2 protein-coding genes (1 of these 2 only partly in view) are annotated in these 22853 nt (G+C 64.5%); both read left to right on the top strand.

The window, feature by feature from the left end; translation table 11 throughout:
• Positions 1-9681 carry the 3' portion of a non-ribosomal peptide synthase/polyketide synthase gene (locus LOY70_RS15855; RefSeq protein WP_265028374.1) on the top strand. It extends 19350 nt beyond the left edge of the window, so 9681 of the gene's 29031 nt are visible here — the last part of the coding sequence; the start codon falls outside the window, past its left edge; it ends in the stop codon at positions 9679-9681.
• A complete protein-coding gene (locus LOY70_RS15850; protein ID WP_265028373.1) occupies positions 9678-22853 on the top strand; it encodes a non-ribosomal peptide synthetase in 13176 nt (4391 codons plus the stop codon). The genes LOY70_RS15855 and LOY70_RS15850 overlap by 4 nt, the downstream gene beginning before the upstream one ends.

The following is a 22853-nucleotide window of genomic DNA, read 5'->3' as shown; positions in this document are numbered from 1 at the left end:
CTGGTCAACCTGTCCCAGGCCGCCATCGACCGACTTGTCGCCACGGTGCCGGGTGGGGCGCGCAACGTGCAGGACATCTACCCGCTGGCGCCGCTGCAGGACGGCATTCTCTACCATCACCTGGCCGCCGAGCAGGGCGACCCCTATGTGCTGAAAACCGTGTTCGAACTGCAAAGCCGCGACCGCTTGGCGGCGTTTGTGGACGCGCTGCAATACGTCATCGATCGACACGACATCCTGCGCACCAGCGTGGTGTGGCAAGGCTTCGAAGCGCCGATCCAAGTGGTGTGGCGCGAAGCGAAGCTGCATCTGGAAGAGATCGCCCTGGACATTGCCCAGGGCGAGATCGCGGCGCAGTTGCAGGAGCGTTTCGACCCGCAACACTACCGGCTGGACATCACCCAGGCCCCGCTGATGCGTCTGGTCTTTGCCGAAGACGCGCTCAACCAGCGTTGGGTCGCGGTGTTGTTGTTCCACCATATGGCCCTCGACCACACGGCGTTGGAAGTGGTGCAGCAGGAGATGCAGGCGCACCTGCTGGGCCAAACCGACCAACTGCCCGTGGCGATGCCGTACCGCAACTATGTGGCGCAAGCGCGCCTGGGTGTGGGTCAACAAGAGCACGAAGGGTTCTTCCGCGAGATGCTCGCCGATGTCGACGAGCCGACCTTGCCGTTCGGCTTGCAGGACGTGAGCGGCGACGGACAGGCCATCGAGCAGGCTCGCCAGGTTGTCGAGGCAACGTTGAGCCAGCGTCTGCGGGCGCAAGCCCGGCAGTTGGGCGTGAGTGCCGCCAGCCTGGTCCACCTGGCCTGGGCCCAGGTACTGGGGCGTGTGTCGGGCAAGGACGATGTGGTGTTCGGTACGGTCCTGTTGGGCCGGATGCAGAGCGGCGATGGCGCCGACCGGGCGCTGGGCATGTTCATCAATACCTTGCCGCTGCGGATCGACGTGAGCGGCCAAGGCGTGCGCGACGGGGTGAAAGCCACTCACGCACGGCTGACCGGGTTGTTGGGCCATGAACACGCCTCGCTGGCCTTGGCCCAGCGTTGCAGTGGCGTGGTTGCGCCGCTGCCGCTGTTCAGCGCGCTGCTCAATTATCGGCACAGCGCCAGCGCAGCGGCCGAGGTCTCGAATGAAACCCAGGCCGCGTGGCAGGGCATCGAGTTCTTGAGCAACGAGGAGCGGACCAATTACCCACTGACCCTGTCGGTGGATGACTTGGGCGATGGCTTCATGCTGAGCGCCCTGGTAGTGCAGGGCATCGGTGCGGCGCGCATCTGCGCCTACATGCACACGGCCCTGGAAAGTCTGGTGCAGGCCCTCGAACACGCGCCCCAGACGCCACTCAACCGACTGGAGATCCTGCCGTCAGCCGAGCGTAACCAGCTACTGGAGGATTTCAACGCCACCCAGCGCGCCTATCCACATGAGCAAACCGTCCTGGCGCTGTTCGAGGCCCAGGCCGCGTACCTGCCGCAGGCGATTGCGGTGGTGCACGGGCAGCGGCAAGTGAGCTACGCGCAGCTGAACGAGCAGGCCAACCGCCTGGCCCATCACCTGATCGGCCTTGGCGTGCAACCGGACGACTGCGTGGCCATCCTGTTGCCACGCTCCATCGAGCTGCTGGCCAGTCAACTGGCGGTCCTCAAGTGCGCGGCGGCTTATGTGCCGTTGGACCGCAACGCCTCCCTGGAGCGCCAGGGCTTCATGCTCGACGACTGCCAGGCCAAGTGCCTGCTGACGTTCAGTACCGAGACCGTGCCTGAGGGCGCATCGCGCATCGACCTGGACACGCTGGACAGCCTAGGGGCGGCGCACAACCCGGCTTTGGCGCAGTCCAGCGAGTCGATCGCCTACATCATGTACACCTCCGGTTCCACCGGGCAGCCCAAGGGCGTGCTGGTGCCGCACCGGGCCATCAGCCGCCTGGTGATCAACAACGGTTACGCCGATTTCAATGCCCACGACCGCATCGCCTTCGCCTCTAACCCGGCGTTCGACGCCAGCACCATGGACGTCTGGGGCGCCTTGCTCAATGGCGGGCAGGTGGTGGTGATCGACCACGAAACCCTGCTTGAGCCGTCAAGGTTTGCCCAAGTGTTGGAGGACTCGGGCGTCACGGTGCTGTTCGTGACCACGGCGATCTTCAACCAATACGTGCAACTGATTCCCCAGGCCCTCGGCGGCCTGCGGATCCTGTTGTGCGGCGGCGAACGGGCCGATGTGTCCTCGTTCCGGCACTTGCTGGACCTGGCCCCCGGTTTGCGCCTGGTGCACTGCTATGGCCCGACCGAAACCACCACCTACGCCACCACCCTCGAGGTGAAGGCCGTGGCGGCGGATGCCGAGTGCGTGCCTATTGGCGGCCCTATTGGCAACACCCAAGTGTACGTGCTCGATGCACGCCAGCAATTGGCGCCGTTGGGTGTCGTCGGCGAGATGTACATCGGCGGCAAGGGCGTGGCCAAGGGTTATCTGAACCGACCGGACCTGACCGCGGAAAAATTCATCGCCGACCCGTTCAGCCATGAACCCGACGCGCTGCTGTACCGCACCGGTGACCTCGGTCGCTGGTTGCCGGCGGGCAGCCTGGAATGCCTGGGACGTAACGACGACCAGGTGAAGATCCGCGGTTTCCGCATCGAGCTGGGGGAGATCGAAGCCAAGCTGGCGGCCTGTGACGGCGTGAAGGACGCGGTGGTGCTGGTGCGAGCCGATGAAACCGGCGAGAAACGCCTGGTGGCCTATGTCATTGCCCAACCGCAAGTCACGCTGAGCGTGGCCGGGTTGCGCGAGCAACTGTCCGCGACCCTGTCCGAGTACATGGTGCCTGCGGCGTTCGTGATGTTGCCGGTGTTCCCGTTGACGCTCAACGGCAAGGTGGACCGCAAGGCGCTGCCGGCGCCGGACGCCGAGGCTTACGCCAGCCAGGCCTACGCGGCGCCCCAGGGCGAGATCGAACAGGTCTTGGCCGGTATGTGGGCCGAATTGTTGAAAGTGGAACGGATCGGTCGCCACGATCACTTCTTCGAGCTGGGTGGCCACTCGCTGCTGGCGGTGACACTGATCGAGCGCATGCGCCAGGCCGGCTTGAGCGCCGACGTGCGGGTGCTGTTCAGCCAGCCAACCCTGGCCGCACTGGCCGCGGCGATTGGCAGCGGCAGGGAAGTCAGCGTGCCGGCGAACCTGATTCCTTTGGATTGTGAGCACATCACCCCGGACTTGTTGCCCTTGATCAACCTGTCCCAGGACGCCATCGACCGCCTCGTCGCCACCGTTCCCGGTGGTGCGCGCAACGTGCAGGACATCTACCCGCTGGCGCCGTTGCAGGAAGGCATCCTCTATCACCACCTGGCCGCCGAGCAGGGCGACCCCTATGTGTTGCAATCGCAATTCGCCTTCGACAACCGTGAACGCCTCGATGCCTTCATCGGCGCACTGCAAGTGGTGATCGATCGCCACGACATCTTGCGCACCAGTGTGGTCTGGGAAGGCTTGGATGAGCCGGTGCAAGTGGTCTGGCGCCAGGTGCTGCTGGCGCCGCAATGCATCGTTCTCGATGCCACGGCCGGCGACATCGCCACGCAATTGGCCAGCCGTTTCGATGCGCGTCACAGTCGCCTGGATTTGGGCCGGGCACCGTTGTTGCACCTGGCTTACGCCCGGGACGAGGCCCAGGATCGCTGGGTCGCGATCCTGTTGTTCCATCACATGGCCCTGGACCACACCGCCCTGGACGTGATGCAGCATGAAATGCAAATGCACCTGCTGGGCCAGGACGAACACCTGGTCGCATCGGTGCCGTACCGCAACTACGTGGCCCAGGCCCGCCTGGGGACGAGCGAACAGGAGCACGAAGCGTTTTTCCGCGACATGCTTGGCGATATCGACGAGCCGACGCTGCCATTCGGACTGTCCCAGGTTCAAGGCGACGGGCACGGCATCGAAGAAACGAAGGTGTTTGTCGATGACGCCCTGAGCCAGCGCCTGCGCACGCAAGCCCGCCAGCTGGGTGTCAGTGCCGCCAGCCTGGTCCATTTGGCCTGGGCCCAGGTCCTGGCCGTGGCGTCGGGCCAGGAGAACGTGGTGTTCGGCACGGTCCTGCTGGGCCGGATGCAAGGCGGCGACGGCGCCGATCGGGCCCTGGGCATGTTCATCAACACCTTGCCGATCTGCGTGCCGGTGAATGAGCAAAGCGTGCGGGACGCGGTGAAGACCACCCACGCGCGGCTGACCGGGTTGCTGGGGCATGAGCATGCTTCCCTGGCCTTGGCCCAGCGTTGCAGTGAGGTGGCCTCGCCAGCGCCGCTGTTCAGTGCGCTGCTGAACTTCCGCCACAGTTCGCTGCAGGTGACGGATGAGGGTTTGTCGGCCTGGAACGGCATGCAAATGTTGTCCAGCGAGGAACGTACCAACTATCCGCTGACCTTGAACGTCGATGACCTGGGCGAAGGCTTCAGCCTGACGGTGCAGGTCGAGTCCCGGATCGGGGCGCAACGTATCTGTGACTATGTGCAGGTGGCCCTGCAGAGCCTGGTCGCTTCCTTGGAACACGCGCCGCAGACGGCGGTGCGCAACCTCGCGGTATTGCCATCGGCCGAACGCAAGCAACTGTTGGAAACCTGGAATGGGCCAGAGGCGATGTATGCCCACGACGCGCTGATCCATCGCCAGTTCGAGGCCCAGGTCGCGACGCAACCTGACGCGGTGGCGGTGGTGTTCGAGGATCAGGCCCTGACCTACGGCGAACTCAACGCCCAGGCCAACCAGCTCGCCCATCGCTTGTTGTCGCTGGGCATTCGCCCGGATGACCGGGTCGCGATCTGTGTCGACCGCGGCTTGGACATGCTCGTCGGCCTGTTGGGTATCTTGAAGTCGGGTGCCGGCTACGTACCGCTGGATCCGGCTTCCCCGGCGGAACGCATCGCCTACATGCTCGAGGACAGTGCCCCCGTGGCGATCGTGGTGCATGCCGCCACCCAGGCGCTGCTGGCCGAAGAGTCCGTACGGGTGATCGAACTCGATAGCCCGGCGTTGCGCAGCCAGTCCACTGCCAACCCGCAAGTACCGGGCCAGACCTCGTCGCAGTTGGCCTACGTGATCTACACTTCCGGCTCCACCGGGTTGCCCAAGGGCGTGATGGTCGAGCACCGCAATGTCACGCGGCTGTTCTCGGCGACCCAGTCTTGGTTCGAGTTCGGCCATCAGGACGTGTGGGCACTGTTCCATTCCTTTGCTTTCGATTTCTCGGTCTGGGAAATCTGGGGTGCGTTGATCCATGGCGGACGCCTGCTGGTGGTGCCACAGCTGGTCAGTCGCTCCCCGCAAGACTGCTACGCGCTGCTATGCGAGGCCGGTGTGACCGTGCTGAACCAGACCCCAAGCGCCTTCCGGCAACTGATCGTGGCCCAGGGCGAAAGCGATCTGCGCCACAGCCTGCGCCAGGTGATCTTTGGCGGCGAAGCACTGGAAACCGCGATGCTCAAGCCCTGGTACGCCCGTGTAGCCAATGCCGGGACGCAGTTGGTGAACATGTACGGCATTACCGAGACGACAGTGCACGTGACCTACCGTCCCCTCGAAGCGGCCGACGCGCAATTGACGGGCGTCAGCCCCATCGGCAAGCGCATTCCCGACCTGCAACTGTATGTGCTCGACGCCCGGCGCGAGCCGGTGCCGGTAGGTGTGGTGGGTGAGATGTACGTGGGGGGCGCGGGCGTGGCGCGGGGTTACCTGAACCGGCCCGAGTTGACCCGGGAACGTTTTATCGCCGACACCTTTAGCGGGTGTGAAGGGGCGCGCCTGTACAGGACCGGCGACCTCGGCCGCTGGCTGGCCGACGGCAGCATCGAATACCTGGGCCGCAACGACGACCAGGTGAAGATCCGTGGTTTCCGTATCGAGTTGGGCGAGATCGAAGCGACCTTGGCGGCCTGCGAGGGCATCAGCGAGGCGGTGGTCATTGCCCGTGAAGACACGCCGGGTGACAAGCGCCTGGTGGGCTACGTGATTGCCGCAGACGGCGTGCAACCGTCAGCCGCTGAGCTGCGTACACAATTGCTGGCTTCGCTCGCGGACTACATGGTGCCCAGCGCATTCGTGGTCCTCGAGGCGTTCCCGCTGACCACCAACGGCAAGCTCGACCGCAAGGCCTTGCCGGCGCCGGATCAGTCGGCGGTGGCGGCCCGCGAATACGAAGCGCCGCAAGGCGAGGCCGAGACGGTCATTGCCGCGATCTGGCAAGACCTGCTGGACCTTGAGCGGATCGGCCGTCACGACAACTTCTTCGAACTGGGCGGCCATTCGCTGCTGGCGGTGAAGCTGATCGAACGCATGCGCCATGTCGGCTTGAGCGCCGACGTGCGGGTGCTGTTCGGCCAACCGACGCTGGCGGCCCTGGCTGCCGCGGTGGGCGGGCACACGGAAGTCGTGGTGCCGGGCAACGCGATCCCGGACGGTTGCACGCGGATCACCCCGGACATGCTGCCCCTGGCCGAGCTGGACCAGGACGCCATCGACCGGATCGTGGCCATGGTGCCGGGCGGCGTGGCGAATGTGCAGGATATCTACGCCCTGGCGCCGTTGCAGGAAGGGATCCTGTATCACCACATCGCCGCCGCCCAAGGCGATCCCTACTTGCAGTACGTGATGTTCGCGTTCGACAGCTTCGCCCACGTGGAGCACTTCACCCAGGCGCTGCAAGCGGTCGTCTGCCGTCACGATATCCTGCGCACCGGGGTGCTCTGGGAAGGCCTGGCCGAGCCCATGCAGGTGGTCTGGCGTGAGGCGCGGCTGGTGGTCGAGGCGGTCGAGCTGGATCCGTCGGCTGGGGAGGTTGCCACGCAGCTGCATCAGCGTTTCGACCCTCGGCACTATCGCCTGGACATCCGCCAGGCGCCGCTGATGCGAGTCGCTTATGCGCAAGACCCGGCCAACCAGCGTTGGGTGGGCATGCTGTTGTTCCATCACTTGGTGGACGATGCCACCTCGCTGGCCGTGCTGTCGGCGGAGATCGAGGCGCACATGCTCGGCCAGGCACAACGCTTGCCGGCATCGGTGCCGTACCGCAACTACGTGGCCCAGGCTCGCTTGGGCGTGAGTCGCGAAGCCCATGAACGGTTCTTCCGCGACATGCTCGGCGATGTCGACGAGCCGACGTTGCCGTTCGATCTGCAGGATGTGCAAGGCGACGGCAGCGGCATCGAAGAGGTTCGCCAGGAGGTCGAGGCCGACCTCAGCCGTCGGCTGCGGGTCCAGGCACGTCAGCTCGGAGTGAGCGCGGCGAGCCTGTATCACCTGGTCTGGGCCCGGGTGCTGGGCACGGTGTCGGGCCGCGACGACGTGGTGTTCGGCACCGTGTTGGTAGGGCGGATGCAGGGCGGCGAGGGCGCCGACCGTGCACTGGGGATGTTCATCAATACCCTGCCGTTGCGGGTGAACCTGGGGCAGTCCGGTGCCCGTGCCGGTGTGAAAGCGACCCATGCGCGCCTGACCGCCTTGCTCGGCCATGAGCACGCCTCGCTGGTGCTGGCGCAACGTTGCAGCGGCGTGGAGGCGCCGACGCCGTTGTTCAGTGCCTTGCTCAACTACCGCCATACCGGCGCGGCGGCTTCCGCCGAAGCGCTGTCGGCCTGGGACGGCATCCGGGTGCTCAGTGGGGAAGAGCGGACCAACTACCCGCTGACGTTGTCGGTGGATGACCAGGGCGAGGCGTTCAGCTTCACCGTCATGACCCCGGCGCGCATCGGCGCCCAGCGGCTGTGCGGGTATGTACGGCAGGCGCTGGAAGGTCTGATCCAGATGCTTGAGCAGACGCCAGAGGCGCCGTTGCACCAACTGTCGATCCTGCCACCGAGCGAGCGCCTGAAACTGTTGGCCGAGTTCAATGCCGGTGGTGCCGAAGATCCGCAGGAGCAGACCGTTCTCGGGCTGTTCGAAGCCCAGGTCCAGCGTACGCCGGACAACGTGGCCGTCCAGCACGGCGAACACTCGTTGAGTTATCGCCAGGTGAACACGCGAGCCAACCAGTTGGCGCATTACCTGCGCAAGCAGGGCGTGCAACCGGATTCGCGCGTGGCGATCTGTGTCCAGCGCAGCGCCGAGATGGTGATCGGGCTGCTGGCGATTCTCAAGGCGGGTGGTGGTTATGTGCCATTGGACCCGGCTTATCCCGCCGAGCGGATTGCCTACATGCTGGCGGACAGTGAGCCGGCTGCGGTGCTGGCCCAGGCCGCGACCCGAGAACTCTTGTCGCGGGTTCAGGTGCCATTGATCGACCTGGACGCCGGCCCGTGGCAAGACGAGCCGGAGCATACCCCGCAGGTCACCGGCCTGACGCCGGCCCACCTGGCCTACGTGATCTACACCTCCGGTTCCACCGGCTTGCCCAAAGGGGTGATGGTCGAACATCGCGGCCTGCGCAACCTGCTGGACTGGTACCTCGAAGACCTGGCGTTCCACGCCGGCGACGCGGTGTTGCTGGCATCCTCCTACAACTTCGACCTGACCCAGAAGAACATCCTCGCACCGCTGATGGTCGGGGCCACCCTGCACCTGGCCGCCGAACCCTTCAACCCCGGCGCCATCGTCGCCCAGGTCGCCGAGGCCGGGATTACCCACCTCAATATGTCGCCCAGCGCTTTCCACGCGCTGGTGGACGCCGACCACGGGCAAGCCCTGGCCTGCCTGAAACGGGTGGTCCTGGGGGGCGAGCCGATCCAGGTCGCCATGCTGGAAAAACTCGCCCAGCCACGGCCGACGGTGATCAACAGCTACGGGCCGACCGAGTGCAGCGACGTGGTCGCCTGGTACACCGCCGACAGCGACCTTGAGACCTACCGGCACCAGTCAATCCCCATTGGCCGGCCGATCCGCAACCTGCAACTGCATGTGCTGGACGCCCACGGGCAACTACTGCCGGTGGGCGTGCCCGGTGAGATCCATATCGGTGGTATCGGTGTGGCCCGCGGTTACCTCAACCTGCCGCAACTCAGCGCCGAACGCTTCATCGCCGACCCGTTCTACGGCAAGGCCGACGCGCGCCTGTACAAGACCGGCGACCTCGGTCGCTGGTTGCCTGACGGCACCCTGCAGTACCTGGGACGCAATGACGATCAGGTGAAGATCCGTGGGTTCCGTATCGAACTGGGCGAGATCGAAGCCAAGCTCGCCCAGCACGACGCGGTGAAGGAGGCTGCGGTGCTGGTCCGTGAGGACGTACCGGGGGAACAACGCCTGGTGGCCTATTTCACCCAATACGCGCCGGGCGAAGCGGCGGACATCGACGCGCTGCGTACCTGGCTGCTGGCCCAACTACCGGCCTTCATGGTGCCGGTGGCCTATGTACGCCTCGACGCCATGCCGCTGACACCCAACGGCAAGCTCAACCGCAAGGTGCTGCCGGCACCGGACCTGGAGGCTTTCATCACCCGGGGCTACGAAGCCCCCATCGGCGAAACCGAAATCACACTGGCCCAGTTGTGGGCTGAAGTGCTCAACGTAGAGCGTGTTGGTCGTCACGATCACTTCTTTGAACTGGGCGGGCATTCCTTGCTTGCCGTCAGCCTGATGGAACGGATGCGCCAAGAGGGTCTGGAAGCGGATGTGCGGACGTTGTTCGAACAGCCCACGCTCTCGGAATACGCGGCAACGACAGAAAAAATGGAGATTGTCCTGTGAGTGTGATCGAACTGTTGGCGACACTAAAAGAAAAAGACGTACAGCTTTCAGTCAAGGGCGATCAGCTCGTGGTACGGGGCCGCAAACAGTCCCTGGGCGAGCCGGCGGTGCTGGCCTTGCTGCGCGAGCACAAAGCCGCGCTGATCGCGTTGATCCAGGCCGGGGAATACGATGACCGCAAGGCTGGCGAAATCGACATCCCAGCCAATGCCATCGCGCTCGGTTGCAGGCATATCACGCCGCAAATGCTGCCACTGGTGACCCTCGACCAGCCGGCCATCGACCGCATCGTGGCCACCGTGCCGGGCGGTGCGGCCAATGTGCAGGACATCTACCCGCTGGCGCCGTTGCAGGAGGGGATTCTTTATCACCACCTGACCGCCACCCAGGGCGATCCCTACTTATTGCAGGCGCACTTCAGCATCTCCCGGCAGGAGCGCCTGACGGATTTTGTCGACGCCTTGCAAAGCGTGATCGACCGCCACGATATCCTGCGCACTGCCATCGTCCGCGAGGGGTTGCAAGAAGCGGTGCAGGTGGTCTGGCGCGAGGCCCGGCTGGGCGTCAAGGACATCAGTGCCGACCTCGCCGAGGGTGATGTCATGGCGCAATTGCAGGCGCGCTTCGATCCTCGACACTATCGCCTGGACGTCAGCCAGGCGCCGCTGTTGCTGCTGGTGGTCGCCGAGGACCCAGCCAACCAGCGCTGGGCCGCCATGCTACTGTTCCATCACATGGCCCTCGACCACGCTGCCCTGGCGGTCGTGCAGAGTGAAATGCAAGCCTACCTGATGGGGCAGGCCGGGCAATTGCAGCCGGCCGCTCCTTACCGCGACTACGTCGTTCGGACCCGACAGGCCGGTCAGCGCCAGGCTGACGAGACGTTCTTCCGCCAGATGCTGGGCGACGTCGAGGAGCCGACCTTACCCTTTGGCCAGCAGGATGTGCTGGGCGACGGCAGTGCCATCGAAGAAAGCCATCTGGCACTGGCCCCAGACCTCAGTCGCCGCCTGCGCACGCAGGCACGTCAGCTTGGCGTGAGCGCGGCGAGCATTTTTCACCTGGCCTGGGCGCAGGTGCTCGGCGGTGTATCGGGCCGTGAGGACGTGGTGTTCGGCACGGTGATGCTCGGTCGCATGCAGGCCGGTGAAAGCATGACCCGGGCCCTGGGCATGTTTATCAATACCTTGCCGTTGCGCGTGGGTGTAGGTGCACAGAGCGTGCGCGATGGGGTGAAAAGCACCCATGCCGGGTTGAGCAGCCTGCTCAGTCACGAATACGCCTCCCTGGCCCTGGCGCAACGTTGCAGCGGCGTGGCGGCGCCGGCGCCGCTGTTCAGCGCGCTGCTGAACTACCGTCACAGCGCCAGCGCGGCGCATGCCCCCGCGGCTGAAGTCAGCCTGGCCTGGGACGGGATGGAGGCCCTGGGCGCGGAAGAACGCACCAACTACCCACTGATCCTCTCGGTGGACGATTTCTCCGATGACTTCGCCTTGTCGGTGCAAGCCACTGCGCTGATCGGCGCGCAACGCATCGGCGACTACATGCAGGTTGCCGTTGAAAACCTGGTCAGCGCCTTGGAGTCTGCGCCCGGAGCGATGCTCAACAGCCTGTCGTTCCTGCCAGAATCGGAGCGTGAACGGGTGCTGCTGTCGTTCAACGACACCGACCTTGATTATCCACGGGAACAACCGATTCATGCCTTGTTCGAGGCCCAGGCCGAGGCGCGTCCGGACGCGCCGGCAGCGGTGCAGGGTGGGCAAGTCCTGACTTACCGCGAACTGGACAGTAAAGCCGGGCGTCTGGCCAGGCATCTGCTCGACCTTGGCCTGCAAGCGGGTCAAACCGTGGCGATCCTGCTGCCGCGCTCGCTCGATCTACTGGTCAGCCAGTTGGCCGTCCTCAAGTGCGCGGCGGTGTATTTGCCGCTGGACATCAACGCGCCCGCCGAGCGCCAGCAGTTCATGATCGAGGACAGTCACGCCGTACTGGCCTTGACCCACAGCCACGAAGCCTTGGCGGCGGGCGTGCGTCGGGTGGACCTGGACAGGGTCGACCTTCCCGAGCCGGCGGCCCGTTACGGCCAGCAACTTGCATCGAGCGAAGCGCCGGCCTACATCATGTACACCTCAGGTTCCACGGGGACGCCCAAGGGCGTGCTGGTGCCACATCGGGCCATCAGCCGGCTGGTGATCAATAACGGTTATGCCGACTTCAACCCGCAGGACCGGGTGGCCTTCGCCTCCAATCCGGCCTTCGACGCCAGCACACTGGAAGTCTGGGCACCGTTGCTCAACGGCGGTTGCGTCGTTGTGGTCGACCAGGACGTGCTGTTGTCCCAGGAACGCTTGCACAGGCTGTTGCTCGAGCAAGCGGTGAATGTGTTGTGGATGACGGCGGGGCTGTTTCACCAATATGCCGACCACCTGATGGACGTGTTCGCCCAATTGCGCTACCTGATTGTCGGCGGCGATGTGCTGGACCCGGCGGTGATCGCCCGCGTCCTGAAGGACGGCGCGCCGGCCCATCTGCTCAACGGCTACGGCCCGACGGAAGCGACGACGTTCTCGACCACCTACGAAATCCAGGCCATTGGCGACGGCAGCGTCCCGATTGGCCGTCCCGTGGGCAATACCCGGGTCTACATCCTCGATGCGCAGCAGCGACCCATGCCCCAAGGCGTGGCCGGCGAGCTGTACATCGGCGGCCTGGGGGTCGCCAACGGCTATTTGAACCGGCCGGACCTGACCGCCGAGAAATTCCTTCTCGACCCGTTCAGCCACAACGCCCAGGCCCTGATGTACCGCACCGGCGACCTCGGACGCTTCCGGGAGGACGGCAATATCGAGTACCTGGGCCGCAACGACGGCCAGGTGAAGATCCGCGGCTTTCGCATCGAACCGGGGGAGATCGAAGCCCGCCTGGGGCAACACGCTGCGGTGAAGGAGGCGACGGTGCTGGTGCGTGAAGACGTTCCCGGCGAAAAACGCCTGGTGGCTTATTTCACCTTGCAGGCAACGGATGACAGCGCGGACATCGAAGCCCTGCGCGCGCACCTGCAAAGCCGCTTGCCGGACTATATGGTGCCGGCCGCCTACGTGCGGCTCGATGCCCTGCCGCTGACCCCCAACGGCAAGCTCGACCGCAAGGCCCTGCCGGTGCCAGACCAGGCGTCAATCATTACCCGGGGCTACGAAGCCCCGCTGGGCGACACCGAAATCACCCTGGCTCGCCTGTGGCAGCAAGTGCTTAACGTCGAGCGGGTGGGACGCCACGATCACTTCTTCGAACTGGGCGGCCATTCCTTGCTCGCTGTCAATCTGATCGAGCAGATGCGCCAGGTCGGCTTGAGTGCCGATGTCCGTGTGCTGTTCGGCCAGCCGACCCTCGCGGCATTGGCCGCAGCGGTGGGGGGCGGCAATGAGGTCGAGGTGCCGGCCAACGGCATCACTCCCGATTGTGAGCGGATCACCCCGCCGATGCTGCCGCTGGCGACATTGACCCAGGAGGCGATCGACCGGATCGTTGCCGCGGTGCCGGGTGGTGTGTCCAACGTGCAGGACATCTACCCGCTGGCCCCGTTGCAGGAAGGTATTCTCTATCACCATGTCTCGGCGCAGCAGGGCGATCCCTACGTGTTGCAGGCACTGTTCGCCTTCCAGGACGAGGCTCGCCTCGAGGCCTTCGCCCAGGCGTTGCAAGGTGTCATCGACCGGCACGACATCCTGCGCACCTCGATCATGTGGGAGGGGTTGGAGCAGCCGATACAGGTGGTCTGGCGCAAGGCGCTGTTGAGCGTGGAGCAACTGCAGCTGGACGCGTCGGACGCCGATGCCGTGACCCAACTGCATGCACGTTACGATTCCCGTCATCATCGCCTGGACATTCGCCAGGCCCCGCTGATGTGCCTGCGTTATGCCCATGACCCGGCCAACCAGCGCTGGGTGGCGATGTTGCTGTTCCACCACATTGCCCTGGACCATACCGCGCTGGAGGTGGTGCAGCAGGAAATGCAGGCGCACCTGTTGGGCCAGGCCGGTCAATTGGCCGCCGCGCTGCCGTACCGCAACTATGTGGCCCAGGCGCGCCTGGGTGTCAGCGAGGCAGAGCACGAGGCGTTTTTCCGCGAGATGCTCGGTGATGTCGACGAGCCGACCCTGCCGTTGGGATTGCAACAGGTGCAGGGTGACGGTCGCGGCATCGAGGAGGCCAAGCTGCAAGTGGATACCGCTTTGAGCCGCCGCTTGCGGGCGCAGGCGCGGCAGCTTGGAGTGAGTGCGGCGAGCCTGCACCATTTGGCTTGGGCGCAGGTACTGGGGCGTCTGTCCGCACGGGAGGACGTGGTGTTCGGCACGGTCCTGATGGGACGGATGCAGGCCGGCGAGGGCGCCGACCGGGTCCTTGGCATGTACATCAACACCTTGCCGCTGCGGGTCAACCTGGATGAGCAGGGCGCCCGCGCCGGGGTCAAGACCACCCATGGGCGACTGACCGCATTGCTCGGTCACGAACATGCTTCGCTGGCCCTGGCGCAACGTTGCAGCCGCGTCGCCGCACCGGCCCCGCTGTTCAGCGCGCTGCTGAACTACCGGCACAGCGCGACCGGTTCGGCTTCAGCCGAGGCCATGAGCGCCTGGCAGGGCATGGAAATCCTGAGTAACGAAGAGCGGACCAATTACCCACTGACCCTGTCGGTGGATGACCTGGGCGATGGCTTCATGCTGAGCGCCCTGGTAGTGCAGGGCATCGGTGCGGCACGCATCTGCGCCTACATGCACACGGCCCTGGAAAGTCTGGTGCAGGCCCTCGAACACGCGCCCCAGACGCCACTCAACCGACTGGAGATTCTGCCGTCAGCCGAGCGTAACCAGTTGCTGGTGGATTTCAACGCCACCCAGCGCGCCTATCCACATGAGCAAACCGTCCTGGCGCTGTTCGAGGCACAAGTCGCGTACTTGCCGCAGGCGATTGCGGTGGTGCACGGGCAGCGGCAAGTGAGCTACGCGCAGCTGAACGAGCAGGCCAACCGCCTGGCCCATCACCTGATTGGTCTTGGCGTGCAACCGGACGACTGCGTGGCCATCCTGCTGCCACGTTCCATCGAACTGCTGGCCAGTCAACTGGCGATCCTCAAGTGCGCGGCGGCTTATGTGCCGTTGGACCGCAACGCCTCCCTGGAACGCCAGGGTTTCATGCTCGACGACTGCCAAGCCCGGTACCTGCTGACGTTCAGTACCGAGACCGTGCCCGATGGCGCATCGCGCATCGACCTGGACATGCTGGACAGCCAGGACACGGCACACAACCCGGCTTTGGCGCAGTCCAGCGAGTCGATCGCCTACATCATGTACACCTCGGGCTCCACTGGCACCCCGAAAGGCGTGCTGGTGCCGCACCGGGCCATCAGCCGCCTGGTGATCAACAACGGTTACGCCGATTTCAACGCGCAGGACCGCATCGCCTTTGCCTCTAACCCGGCGTTCGACGCCAGCACCATGGACGTCTGGGGCGCCTTGCTCAATGGCGGTCAAGTGGTGGTGATCGACCACGAAACCCTGCTTGAGCCGTCAAGGTTTGCCCAAGTGTTGGAGGACTCGGGCGTCACGGTGCTGTTCGTGACCACGGCGATCTTCAACCAGTACGTGCAACTGATTCCCCGGGCCCTCGGCGGCCTGCGGATCCTGTTGTGCGGCGGCGAACGGGCCGATGTGGCGTCGTTCCGGCGCTTGTTGGCGCTGGCCCCGAAGCTGCGTCTGGTGCACTGCTATGGCCCGACCGAAACCACCACCTACGCCACCACCCTCGAGGTGAAGGCCGTGGCGGCGGATGCCGAGTGCGTGCCCATCGGCGGACCGATCGGCAATACCCAGGTGTACGTGCTCGATGCGCGCCAGCAATTGGCGCCGTTGGGTGTCGTCGGCGAGATGTACATCGGCGGCCAGGGCGTGGCCAAGGGGTATCTGAATCGACCAGACCTGACCGCTGAGAAATTCATCGCCGACCCGTTCAGCCATGAACCCGACGCGCTGCTGTACCGCACCGGTGACCTCGGCCGCTGGTTGCCGGAGGGCAGCCTGGAATGCCTGGGGCGTAACGACGACCAAGTGAAGATTCGCGGTTTCCGCATCGAGCTGGGCGAGATCGAAGCCAAGCTGGCGGCCTGTGACGGCGTGAAGGACGCGGTGGTGCTGGTGCGGGCCGATGAAACCGGCGAGAAACGCCTGGTGGCCTATGTCATTGCCCAACCGCAAGTCACGCTGAGCGTGGCCGGGTTGCGCGAGCAATTGTCCGCGACCTTGTCCGAGTACATGGTGCCTGCGGCGTTCGTGATGTTGCCGGCGTTCCCGTTGACGCTCAACGGCAAGGTGGACCGCAAGGCGCTGCCGGCGCCGGACGCCGAGGCTTACGCCAGCCAGGCCTACGCGGCGCCCCAGGGCGAGATCGAACAGGTCTTGGCCGGTATGTGGGCCGAGTTGCTGAAAGTGGAGCGAGTCGGTCGCCACGACAATTTCTTCGAACTGGGCGGGCATTCGTTGCTGGCGATGAGGCTGATCGAGCGCATGCGCCAGGTCGAGCTGTCGGTGGATGTGCGTGTGCTGTTCAGCCAGCCAACGCTGCAGGCGCTGGCCGCTGCGGTGGGCGGGCACCGCGAAGTGGAGGTGCCGGCCTGCGCCATCGTCGAGGGCTGTGAACGCATCACGCCGGCCATGTTGCCGCTGGCTGCATTGAGCCAGGAGGCCATTGATCGGATCGTGGCGAGCGTGCCGGGAGGGGCGCGCAACGTGCAAGAGATCTATCCGCTGGCGCCGTTGCAGGAAGGCATCCTGTATCACCATTTGACGGCGAAAATGGGTGATCCGTACGTGCTGCAGACGCTGTTCGGGTTTGACAGCCGGGCCCGCCTGGATGACTTTGCCCAGGCATTGCAGGGGGTGGTCGACCGGCACGACATTCTCAGGACCTCGATGGTCTGGGAAAACCTCGACGAACCGATGCAGGTGGTGTGGCGGCAGGCTCGGCTCAGCGTTGACGAGTTGGACGCGGACTCGGGGACCGGCGATGCCGTTGCCCGGCTGTATGAGCGCTTCGATGCCCGGCATTACCGGTTGGACGTGCGTCAGGCCCCGATGTTGCGCCTGGCCATCGCCGAGGATGTCGCCAACCAGCGTTGGGTCGCCATGCTGCTGTTCCACCACATGGTCCTGGACCATACCGGCCTGGAAGTGCTGGAGCGTGAAATGCAGGCCCAGTTGCTGGGCAAGGTGCATGAACTGGGCGAATCGGTGCCTTATCGCAACTATGTGGCCCAGGCGCGCCTGGGTGTCGATCAACAGGCACATGAAGCGTTTTTCCGCGACATGCTTGGCGACATCGACGAGCCAACGCTGCCGTTCGGCCTGCGGGACGTGCAAGGCGATGGCAATGGCGTGGAAGAGGTGAAGTTGGCCGTGGAGGCGGGCCTGTGCCGTCGTCTTCGCGCCCAGGCCCGTCAGTTGGGCATCAGCGCGGCCAGCCTGATGCACTTGGCATGGGCGCAAGTCCTGGGCCGTGTCAGCGGTCGCGATGACGTGGTCTTCGGCACCGTGCTGTTGGGGCGCCTGCAGGCCGGCGATGGGGCTGATCGGGCCCTGGGCATGTTCATCAACACCCTGCCATTGCGGGTGAGCCTGGCAGGTCAAAGTGTATACGCAGCGGTGAAGGCGACCCACAAGCGACTCACCGGCCTGCTGGGCCATGAGCATGCTCCGTTGGCACTGGCCCAGCGTTGCAGTGGCGTGGTTGCGCCAACGCCGTTGTTCAGTTCGATGCTCAACTATCGTCATTGCGGGGTCGAGGTGACCGCGCAGGCGCTGACGGCGTGGCAAGGCATCGAGTCGATTGGCGGTGAAGAACGTACCAATTACCCCTTGGCGCTGGCCGTGGATGATGAAGGCGAGGGTTTCAGCCTGGTGGTGCAGGCGCTGGTCGGGACCGGTGCGCGGCGTATCGGCGAATATGTGCAGACCACGCTCGAAAGCCTGGTCACTGCCCTGGAGCAGGCGCCGGATACGCCATTGCAGGTACTCACCAGCCTGCCGGCAGCCGAACGTCAGCACCTGTTGGAAGCGTTCAATGCCACTGCGGTCGACTACCCGCAGGGCCTGACCTTGCACAGCCTGTTCGAGGCGCGGGTCGCGGCCTGCCCGGACGCTGTAGCCGTGGTGTCCGACGAAGCTCAACTGAGCTACGCGCAACTGAATCGTCGCGCCAATCAGATTGCCCATCGCCTGCTGGAACTGGGCATTCGCCCGGATGACCGCGTGGCGATCTGTGCCGATCGCAGCCTGGAGATGGTCGCGGGCCTGCTGGGCATCCTCAAGTCCGGCGCGGCGTATGTGCCGCTGGACCCGGATTATCCCCACGAGCGTCTGGCCTACATGTTGGAAAACAGCGCGCCAATGGTGGTGCTGACCCAGCGTGCGTTGCAGGCCAGCCTGCCGGCGACGCAGGCGCGAACCCTGCTGCTGGATGAGGCGCAAGGGTTCTCGACGCAGCCAACCGACAATCCCCAGGTCGAAGGCCTGCATGCCCATCACCTGGCCTATGTCATCTACACCTCGGGCTCCACCGGTCTGCCCAAGGGCGTGATGAACGAGCATGGCGCGGTGGTCAACCGCCTGCTGTGGATGCAGGACGAATACGGTTTGAGCGCCGCCGACGCGGTGCTGCAAAAGACCCCGTTCAGCTTCGACGTGTCGGTGTGGGAATTCTTCTGGCCGCTGTTCAGCGGTGCGCGGTTGGTGATGGCCCGTCCTGGTGGGCATCGCGACCCGGCGTACCTGCGCGAAGTGATCCAGGCCCAGGGCATCACCACGCTGCACTTCGTGCCGTCGATGCTCGATGTGTTCCTGGCCCATGGCGAGGCAAGTCAATGCGCAGGTCTGGTGCGGGTGATGTGCAGCGGCGAGGCGTTGCCGGGGCATCTGGTGCGGCGCTTCAAGGCGCAATTACCGCAGACGGGGCTGTACAACCTGTACGGGCCGACCGAAGCGGCGGTGGACGTGACCGCGTGGGACTGCACGGGCGCCGAAACGCCGGACAGCACGCCCATCGGCAAGCCGATTGCCAATACCCGGATCTACCTGCTCGATGCCCATCGACAACCGGTGCCCATGGGCGTGGCCGGGGAGATTTACATTGGCGGTGTGCAGGTGGCGCGGGGTTACTTGCACCGTCCGGAATTGACCGTCGAGCGCTTCCTGCGGGATCCGTTCAGCCGTGCGGCGAATGCCCGGATGTACCGCACCGGCGACCTGGGTCGCTACCTGCCGGATGGCAACATCGAGTACCTGGGGCGCAACGATGACCAGGTGAAGATCCGTGGTTTCCGCATCGAGTTGGGCGAGATCGAAGCGCGGCTGGCGCAACACGAGGCGGTGAAGGAAGCCGTGGTGTTGGCCCGTGAAGATGCGCCGGGCGAGAAACGCCTGGTGGCTTATTTCACCACGCATTCAGTGGATGGAATGGCGGATATCGAGGCCCTGCGCACTCATCTGCAAGGACAATTGCCGGAATACATGGTGCCGAGTGCTTATGTGCGACTCGACGCTTTGCCTCTGACGCCAAACGGCAAGCTTGACCGCAAGGCCTTGCCGGCACCGGATCATTCAGCGGTGATCGCCCGTGAGTACGAGGCCCCACAAGGCGAAGTGGAAGCCCGCATTGCCCGGATCTGGGAAGACTTGCTCAAGCTTGAACAAGTCGGTCGTCACGACAATTTCTTTGAGTTGGGCGGGCACTCGCTGCTGGCGGTGAAAATGATCGAGCGCATGCGCCAGGTCGACCTGAGCGTCGATGTACGGGTCTTGTTCGGTCAGCCCACCTTGGCCGCATTGGCCGCCGCCGTCGGTGGCTACCGGGAAGTCGTGGTGCCGGCCAATGGTATCCCGGCCGGTTGCACACGCATCACACCGGACATGCTGCCGCTGGCTGATCTGTCTCAAGAGGAGATCGAGCGAATTGTCGCGGCGGTGCCGGGCGGCGTGGCCAATGTCCAGGACATCTATGCCCTGGCCCCGCTGCAGGAAGGGATTCTGTATCACCACCTCACCGCCGCCGAAGGTGACCCCTATCTGCAGCAAGTGATATTCGGTTTCGACAATTTCACCCGCCTGGAAGATTTCGCCCACGCGTTGCAAGCCGTCATTACCCGACACGATATCCTGCGCACCGGCGTGCTCTGGGAGGGGCTGTCCGAGCCCATGCAGGTGGTCTGGCGTGACGCGCCATTGAGTTTCGAGTCGGTTGCGCTGGATCCGGCCCAGGGCGATATCGCCACGCAGTTGCACCAGCGTTTCGACCCCAGGTTCTACCGCCTGGACATTCGCCAGGCGCCGATGATGCGGATTGTCTACGCGCAAGACCCGGCGAACCAACGCTGGGTGGGCATGCTGTTGTTTCACCATCTGGTGGACGACGTCACGTCACTGGCGGTGCTGTCCGCGGAAATCGAGGCGCACATGCTCGGCCAGGCGCAGCGGCTGTCGGCGTCGGTGCCGTACCGCAATTACGTGGCCCAGGCCCGCTTGGGCGTAAGCCGTGAGGAGCACGAAACTTTCTTCCGCGACATGCTCGGCGATATCGACGAGCCGACGTTGCCGTTCGATTTGCAGGATGTGCAAGGCGATGGCAGCGGCCTCGAGGAGGTGCGCCAGGAGGTCGAGGCCGACCTGAGTCGCCGGTTGCGGGCCCAGGCGCGTCAGCTCGGGGTGAGCGCGGCGAGTTTGTATCACCTGGTTTGGGCGCAAGTCCTGGGCCAGGTGTCGGGCAAGGACGATGTGGTGTTCGGCACGGTACTGGTGGGCCGGATGCAGGGCGGCGAGGGGGCCGACCGCGCGCTGGGGATGTTCATCAATACCTTACCGTTGAGGGTAGGCCTGGGGGCGCAAGGTGTGCTCGTAGGGGTCAAGGCGACCCATGCCCGCCTGACCGCGTTGCTGGGCCATGAGCATGCCTCCTTGGCGTTGGCACAGCGTTGCAGTGGCGTGCAAGCGCCGACGCCGTTGTTCAGTGCCTTGCTCAATTACCGTCACACCGCCACGGCAGTGTCGAGCGAGGCATTGTCGGCCTGGAACGGTATTCAGGTGCTGGGTGGCGAAGAACGCACCAACTACCCGCTGATGTTGTCGGTGGACGACCAGGGCGAGGCGTTCAGCTTTACCGTCATGACCCCGGCGCGCATTGGTGCGCAGCGGCTGTGTGGTTATGTGCAGCACACGCTGGAAAACCTGGTCGACATGCTCGAACAGCAGCCAGACATGCCCTTGCAGCGTTTGTCGATCCTGCCGGCCTCGGAACGTGAGCAACTGCTGGTGACGTTCAACGCCACCGAGGCGGATTATCCGCAGCAGCAGACGATCCACGGGTTGTTCGAGGCGCAGGTCCGGCGCACGCCGGATGCCGTGTCGGTGATCCGGGGCGAGCAGCGCCTGAGCTATGGGGAACTGAACGAGCGGGCCAACCGTTTGGCCCATTACCTGCGCAAGCAGGGTGTACAGCCCGATTCGCGGGTGGCGATCTGCGTCGAACGCAGTATCGACATGGTCGTGGGGCTGCTGGCGATCCTCAAGGCTGGCGGCGGTTATGTGCCGCTGGATCCGGCGTATCCGCTGGATCGCATCGCCTACATGCTGGACGACAGTGCGCCAGCGGCGGTGTTGGCGCAGACGGCGACCCTTGAACTGCTGGCAGCAGCCTCGATGCCTGTGATCGATTTCGATAGCGGCGATTGGCAGAACGAATCGCCGCTGAATCCTGAAGTCACTGAGCTGACGTCCTCACACCTGGCCTATGTCATCTACACCTCCGGTTCGACCGGTCTGCCCAAGGGCGTGATGATCGAACACCGCAATACAGTGAACTTCCTGACCTGGGCTCATCGTTCGTTCGATGACGCCACGTTGTCGAAAACTCTGTTTTCGACTTCGCTGAACTTCGACCTGGCCGTCTACGAGTGCTTCGCCCCGTTGACCTCGGGCGGCAGCATCGAAGTGGTCACTAATGTGCTGGAACTGCAACAGGGCGAGCACGACATCACCCTGATCAACACCGTGCCCTCGGCGCTCAAGGCCTTGCTGGAATCGGGTGGGCTGGGCGAGGGCGTCGACACGGTCAACGTCGCCGGTGAAGCCTTGAAGCGCAGCCTGGTGGAAACCTTGTTCGAACAGACCCAGGTCAAACGCCTGTGCAACCTCTATGGCCCATCGGAAACCACGACTTACTCAAGCTGGGTATCGATGGCCCGCGAAGACGGGTTTGCCGCGCACATCGGCAAACCCGTGGCGAACACTCAGTTCTATCTGTTGGATGAACACGGGCAACCGGTGCCGCTGGGCGTGCCGGGTGAAATCTACATTGGTGGTGCCGGGGTGGCTCGCGGTTATCTCAATCGTGATGACCTGACAGCCGAACGTTTCCTGAAAGATCCATTCAGTAATGTTCCCAACGCCCGCATGTACAAGACCGGCGACTTGGGCCGCTACCTGCCGGACGGCAACATCGAATACCTGGGTCGTAACGATGACCAGGTGAAGATCCGTGGTTTCCGCATCGAACTGGGGGAGATCGAAGCCAAACTCGCCCAGGCGCCAAATATCAAGGAAACCGTAGTCCTGGCCCGTGAAGACGTGCCGGGGGACAAGCGCCTGGTGGCCTATTTCACCCAACATTCGCCGGACGAAGCAGTAGAGATCGAAACCCTGCGCATGCACCTGCAAGCGCAGCTGCCGGCCTACATGGTGCCCGCCGTCTACGTGCGCCTGGATGCCTTGCCCCTGACGCCGAACGGCAAGCTCGACCGCAAGGCGCTACCGGCCCCCGACAGCAATGCGTACACCACGCGTCTGTATGAAGCCCCCGTGGGTGACATGGAGATCAAGCTTGCAGCGTTGTGGGCGGAGTTGCTCAAGGTCGAACGGGTAGGACGGCATGACCACTTCTTCGAGCTGGGTGGTCACTCGTTGCTCGCCGTGACGCTGATCGAGCGCATGCGCAAGGACGACATGGAGGCCGATATCCGTGTGCTGTTCGGCCAGCCGACGCTGGCCCTGGTGGCTGCCGCCGTGGGCGAGGTACGGCATATCGATGTGCCGATGACGAAAATTCCCGCGCTGACACGCAGGCGCAGCATCTGA

The organism is Pseudomonas sp. B21-054, assembly GCF_026016345.1.
GTDB lineage: Bacteria > Pseudomonadota > Gammaproteobacteria > Pseudomonadales > Pseudomonadaceae > Aquipseudomonas.
This window is presented reverse-complemented; position numbering and strand designations above follow the sequence as displayed.